The following is a 5,821-nucleotide window of genomic DNA, read 5'->3' as shown; positions in this document are numbered from 1 at the left end:
CGCTTGTACATGTGGGCGCGTACCTGCTGTTCGTCCACCTCGCGCCAGGCGGTGCCGGTCCAGCGCATCCACGAGCCGCGCCAGCGGCGGCAGATCAGGGCGCCGTCGTCGGCCTGCCAGTCGGGCAGCAGACGCCGCGCCACGGCCAGCGGGTTGGAGGGGGCGGGCAGTTCCTCGCCGGGGGTCACGCGGCACGCCCCAGACCGGTGTGGAAGCCGTTGGCGACGGCCCGCCGGGCGTAGGGCTCGGGCACGCCGACAGCGACGGCCGCGGCGACGATCTGACGACCGACGCTCTCCAGGTCGCAGGGTCCGGGGCAGCGCGCGTGCTGGGCCGCGAGGAACCGAGCCACCCCGAACGCCTGCGACCCCGCTCCGGACTCCTTGCACGCGGCCACCAGGTCCAGACCGCGCCGCAGACCGGTGTTCACGTACGCCTCGGTGTGGCGGCAGCCGTGCGCCACCCGACGGCTCCACGTGCCGCGCTCCGGAAGGGAAGAAGCCACCCCCGCGCGGCGCGGGGTGGCCTCTTCCCTCGCGACCAGGGCGCGCACGGTGTCGGGAAGGGTGGTCATGGCGCCGGTGCCGGGCCCGAGCCACCGGGCGTAGGCCATGCGGGACTTGATGTCGACGCCGGGCCGCACGCCGTTCGCGGACTGCATGACGCCCCGGTAGATCCAGTGCTGCCCGCGCGTGGTGGGCACGGTCCTGGTGGCGCGCAGTGTGGCCTGTGCCCAGGACACGGCGGCCGGGTTGTCCAGGTCCACGACGGTCAGGCCGCAGCCGCCCGGGTGGTAGCCGACACCCCCGGCGGACCGCCAGGCCGCCGCCCACGCGGCCGAGGCGATGACGGCCCGGTTGGTGGTGGCGGCGGCCCAGGCGTGGCAGGGGGCGGGGCACTGGCAGGGGCCGGGGGTCTTCATGTGGGGGCGGTCGCCGCAGGCGCTGCCGGAGCACGCGGGGCAGTTGGCGAACGGCCGCTTGTTCTTCCGCAGGGGCAGCACGGGCACGCCCGCGGCGGCCAAGGCCAGCGCAGTGCGCAGGGGCTCGCGACTCGTCAGGATGGCGTGGCCGGGGCGGGCCTCGCCGGGTACCGCGTAATGGGTCATGCTGGAGGTCTCCTGTTCTCTTCGGAGGGACACGGAGAACCGGGGCGGGCGCGGACTTGTGGTGAGGCGGCGCCCGCCCCGGGTGTGTCTAGAACGGCGGCTCGTCGGTGTAGGCGGTGCCCGACTTGCGGCAGGGCAGGAGCAGTAGCGTCCAGCGCAGGCGTTCGTTCCAGCAGCCGCACCACTCCCACTCGCTCCCGGCGTACTCACCGGTCTCGTCGCCGTACGGCCATTCGATGCCGCCATCGCCCAAGCACTGGGGGCAGTTGGGACGGGGGGTGTCGGTGAGGATGAGTGCCGGGCGCGGCAACACGGCTCGTTGGATACGCAGACGGATCACAGGGACTCCCTTGGTGGGTTAGGCGGCCCGGCGGCGGGCGGCGAGGTCGATGACCACGGCGCCCGGCCCGTCGGTCGTCGGGCGGTGCGGTGCAGGCGTGACCGGGGCGGCATGGGTGGTAGGGGCCGGCGGGTTGAGCGGCCGACCGGGGTTGGGCGGCGGGACGGGGGCCGCCTGCACGGTGTGGTGCTGGGTGAAGGCGGCGCGTTCTGCGGCGCGTTCGCGGTTGCTGCGGTGCCACAGGACGGCGATGGCGGGCAGGGCGGCGGCTCCGGGGCCGAACAGGACGGTTGCGGCGATGAGGCTTGCGTCCACGGGGGTTCCTCCGGGGGGTTAGTGGCCGATGGTGGACAGGGAGTGGGCGAGGGAGGCGCACAGGGTGCGGATGGGTCCAGCGGCTGAGGTGGAGGCGGTGAAGAAGCCGAACAGGTAGATGACCAGTGCGCCGCCGAACTTCGCGGAGCGGAACTTCAGGGCGACGGCGGCAGCGCCGCCGAACAGCAGGACGGCGGAGAGGGTGAGGGTCACGGGTGAGCCTCCGAGTCGGTCAGTGGTAGCGGCGTGTGGCGCTCCGTCAGCGCCATGGCGGGGTGTTCTTCCGGGCTGCGGGTGTGCGGGGTTCGGCGGTGGCGTCGTGCCAGGTGCGGCGGGCGGCGTTGAACAGGCGCCGGCCGATGCGGATGCGTTTGCCGTGGCCGTCGCAGCGGCGGCAGTGCTTGCCGCGTTTGGGGCGTCCTTTGCGATCGGCCTTCATCGCGAAGCCGAAGCCGCGGCACTTGCGGCAGTTGCCGAGCGGACTGCCCGCACACAGCAGTCCGTAACACACAGTCACGGCTGGTGGGATGGCTATAGCAGCCTCTAGGGGGGTCATGGTGCCCTTCCAGGCGGGTTTCCGGGTGTTTCCGCAGGTGGGCTGCTAGATGCTAGGTAGCAGATCAGCCCAGGGATGGGGTGCTAGCAGGGGTGCTAGACCTAGCAGCGGCGGCTGCTAGGTCTAGCACCGCGCCGGAGGGTGACCGCCTCTACTTTCCGTCACGCTCGGTGATGGCTTTGAGGAGGTCGGCGCGGACGGTGCCGCGGCGGGTGGTGCCCTTCCCGGCGTCGGTGGTGCCCCACACGTCCACGGCGGTGATGCCGTGCGGCTTGAGGTTCGCGGTGACCGTCTCGCCCTTCCAGGTGCCGTAGACCTCGGGGCGCAGGTCGGCCAGGCGGGCGGCGATCTTCTCGTTCCACACCTTCTTCTCGTCCGCCGGGACCACGGACAGCACGTCCGCCAAGAGGTCGAAGGTCGGGGTGGTGTCGGCGGCCGGGGTCTGGCCGATGGCGTGGCCGGTGATGTTGCCGTACTTCTCCCGCATCACCCGCGCCCGGGCAACCACCTGGCCTGCGGCGACGGCATCGACGAACGCGGAGGAGACGATGCGCGGGTCGTCGCCCTCACCGGCCATCCAGCAGATACCGCGGTCGGAGCGGGAGAACATGGTGGCCTGGTATCCGGCCTTGTTCATGCCGGAGCCCAGCACCATGTCGTTGGCCTGGTGGCCCATCACCTTCAGGCAGAACCGCAGCACGGCGTTGTTGCTGATCCCGGGCGGCAGGGACTTGGCGTCCGGGCGCTGGGTGCCGAACATCACGACCATGCCCAGCGCGGGGCCGCGCTTGGTCAGGTCGGTGCAGATGGCTTCGATCTCCTTGCCGTACTTCTCGTGCTCGAAGGGCACCTGGCACTCATCGAACCCGGCCACGATCGGGTGGAGCCGCAGCGTCTTGTCGTTGGCCAGTTCCGGGGTGACCTTCGACTCGGGGCAGCGCGAGGTGGGAAGGGACTTGATGACCTTCGCTCGCCGGCGCAGCTCTTCCTTCAGCTCCCGCAGCGTGGCCACCAGGTATTCGATGTCCTCGTCTTCCTCACCGGCGCGGTAGCGGTGGCAGACCGGCTCCAGGGCCTTGAAGTCGCCGGTGCCCTTGAAGTCGAACGCGTACAGTTCCGCGCGCGGATCGAGGGCGGCGATGAGCAGCAGCAGGCGCATCAGGAACGTCTTGCCCATGCGGGGGATGGAGCCGACGACGACGGCGGCGAACATCAGCGTCACGCTGACTTCGCCCATGCGCTGGTCGTTGCCGAACACGGCGGGTTTGAACAGGTCCACAATGCCGGACTTCAGCAGCGGCCAGGCCGGTTTCGTGGTCTCGTTCATCGGCCGGTCCCCCACCCACAAGATGAGCCGTCCTTCGTGCCCGTTCGGGTCGGCGGACGGCCACACGCACCCCACCTTGCGGCGCAGGCCGGAGGCGAGTTCCTTGCGCGCCTCCATGATGTCCTCAGGGGTGACGCCGTAGGGCAGGTCGAGGTCGGCGCGGTAGCCGGGCCCGTCGCGCACGATCTCCGAGACGAAGTGCATGCCGTTCATGTCGCCGCCCTTCTTGATGGCGGCGCAGATCTTCGGGTTCCCGATGTTGTCCAGCGCCCGCAGCACGATGGTGCCGGTCAGCTTCTCCACCTCGGTGCGCAGCACCGCCGGGCCAATGATGGGGTGGTCCTTCTCCTGCCCGTAGAAGCCCAGCGCGGCGACCGCCGCCAGCGCCAGCACCGTCAGCCAGCCCGGCGCCATCACGTACAAGGCCAGGGCCAGCACGGGTCCGGTGACGCAGGCGAGCAGCATCACCAGGGTTCGGCCGCGCACCCGGCGGTCACGCTGGCGGGAGAGGGTCAGGTACTGGCTCACGTCCTCGTCCCGTACGGCGGCGGCCCGAAGCGGTTCGGCTTCGGTGTCCCACACCCACCGCCGCGCCGCAGACGCGAAGCGGATGCCGCCGCGCGGCGCAGTCGCCGCCAGCCGCAGCCCGTACCACGGGGTGCGGATCGAGTGGTACGCGGCGGTGTAGGCGGTGCGGGCGCCGAAGTGCCGGGCGGTGAGGAGGAGTTCGGTCTTCGTGGCCAGCCACGGCGGCAGGATGGGACGCCGCTTCTCGTACACCACCCCGGACCGCGGCAGGTCCGGAGAGTCCACCGGCACCCGACGCGGCGCGTCGTCATCCGGCTCATCGTCCACCGGAGCGACAGCTACCCGGGTCGGCTCTGCCAGCCCGCCCGGGTCTGCCGACTCGGTGTGCGGGCGGTCGGGGGTGGAGTCGGCCGATCGGTCGGCGGTCGGGTCGGTGGCCGAGTCGGGCGACTTGGCGCGGGCCGATCGGGCCTTGCCGAGGTCGACCACTTCGGCGCCCGGGTCGGTGGTCATCTCGGCTTCGAGTCGGTTGAACAGTTCGTCGTCGTCGGGCTGGTTCACTGGGGGTCCTTCCGCTTTCGGGTGTGAGGGTGAGCGGGCCCGGCCGTCGCTGTAGGAGGTGGGCGGCCGGGCCCGCGAACAACGGGCTTGAGATCAGGCGGCGGTGGCTGCGGTGCGGGCCAGGGCGGCGGTGACGCGTTCGCCGATCCACTGGGCGACGTTGCAGGACACGGCGTTTCCGGCCTGCATGGTCTGTTCGCCCTTGTTGCCGTGGACGATGTAGTCGGCCGGGAAGCGCTGGGCGAGGAGTTGTTCGCGCGGCTGGATCATCCGGTAGTGGCACTCCTCGAGCACCGGGGCGGGCCCGAGGAGGGCGGCGGAGTCCTTCGTGCCGAGCGTGTGCAGCGGCTCGCCGGCCGACTTGGTGCCCGCGTTGCGGTAGGGGATGACCAGCCAGTGATGCCGCCCCTGCCCGGTCACGGTGTCGACCGGTGCCGTCACGGGGCGGGCGGTGGCGTTGCGGCGCAGGGTGACGATGAACGAGTCGTCGGCCTGCGGCGGGGTCAGCAGCGCCTCGAACCCCTTGGGGTTGGCCAGCCGGGTGCGCATCGGCTCGCCGGTGGTGGTCGGGGTGGTGTTCCAGGTGCCGCCGGTCGGCACGAGCACCGCGTCTCCGATCTTCACGGTGCGGGAGGCGAGCGGGGCGGTGTCGGCGGGCACGGCGCGCCCGTCGTGGCCGCCGTGGTTGACGGTCAGCACCATGCGCCGCTCGCCCAGCAGGGCCAGCCCGGCGCGGATGCGCTTGACCGTGTTGGCGGCCAGGGGGCGCAGTCCGTGTGCGGGCCGGTCGCCGATGCGGACCCCGAGGTTGGTCCAGTCGATGACGGACGCGGCCGGGCGCACGTAGGGCTCCACCACCTGGTGGCGGCAGGCGGTGTTGGGGCAGCGGTAGTCGTACTGCTGCTTGTACTTGCCCACCCTGCGCCCGTTGCGCCACGTCTGCACGGCTCGTACGTCCCGGTCGCAGTGTGTGCAGTAGGCGAGCGGGGAGGGCGTCAGATCTGGGGCGGGCACATCAACGCGGGTGAAGACGACGTAGATGCGGTCGCGCCACTGGGGTGCGGGGTCGTTGTCCACGCCGCCGAT

At 71.6% G+C, this 5,821-nt stretch carries 7 protein-coding genes and 1 pseudogene; all 8 read right to left on the bottom strand.

Translation table 11 applies throughout. The features are described 5' to 3' along the window. Positions 1–188 (bottom strand): annotated as a pseudogene (locus tag CK485_RS08255) (NTP-binding protein); the annotation flags it as partial. Continuing rightward, a complete protein-coding gene (locus tag CK485_RS08250; RefSeq protein ID WP_241968224.1) occupies positions 185–1,108 on the bottom strand; it encodes a bifunctional DNA primase/polymerase in 924 nt (307 codons plus the stop codon). The pseudogene CK485_RS08255 and the gene CK485_RS08250, both read right to left, overlap by 4 nt. Before the next feature lie 88 nt (positions 1,109–1,196). Beyond that, entirely contained in the window at positions 1,197–1,448 is a 252-nt protein-coding gene (locus CK485_RS08245) for a hypothetical protein (protein ID WP_109448611.1), read from the bottom strand. Between the two features lie 18 nt (positions 1,449–1,466). Next, positions 1,467–1,763 (bottom strand): hypothetical protein, encoded by a 297-nt coding sequence (locus CK485_RS08240; RefSeq protein WP_109448609.1) that lies wholly within the window; start codon positions 1,761–1,763, stop codon positions 1,467–1,469. An 18-nt stretch (positions 1,764–1,781) separates the two neighbouring features. Beyond that, positions 1,782–1,976 carry a hypothetical protein gene (locus CK485_RS08235; RefSeq protein ID WP_109448607.1) on the bottom strand — a complete coding sequence of 65 codons (195 nt, stop codon included), beginning with the start codon at positions 1,974–1,976 and terminating at the stop codon, positions 1,782–1,784. Between the two features lie 46 nt (positions 1,977–2,022). Next, complete coding sequence (locus CK485_RS08230; RefSeq protein ID WP_109448605.1) at positions 2,023–2,319, bottom strand: hypothetical protein; 297 nt, start codon at positions 2,317–2,319, stop codon at positions 2,023–2,025. 151 nt (positions 2,320–2,470) lie between these two features. Then, a complete protein-coding gene (locus tag CK485_RS08225; protein WP_241968223.1) occupies positions 2,471–4,735 on the bottom strand; it encodes an FtsK/SpoIIIE domain-containing protein in 2,265 nt (754 codons plus the stop codon). A gap of 93 nt (positions 4,736–4,828) precedes the next feature. Beyond that, on the bottom strand, positions 4,829–5,821 hold a 993-nt coding region (locus CK485_RS08220), incomplete at its 5' end, for a DNA cytosine methyltransferase (protein WP_109448603.1).

Source organism: Streptomyces sp. ICBB 8177 (assembly GCF_003144095.1).
Taxonomy (GTDB): domain Bacteria; phylum Actinomycetota; class Actinomycetes; order Streptomycetales; family Streptomycetaceae; genus Streptantibioticus_D.
The sequence above is the reverse complement of the archived record's forward strand: the minus strand, read 5'-3'. Positions and strand labels throughout refer to the sequence as shown.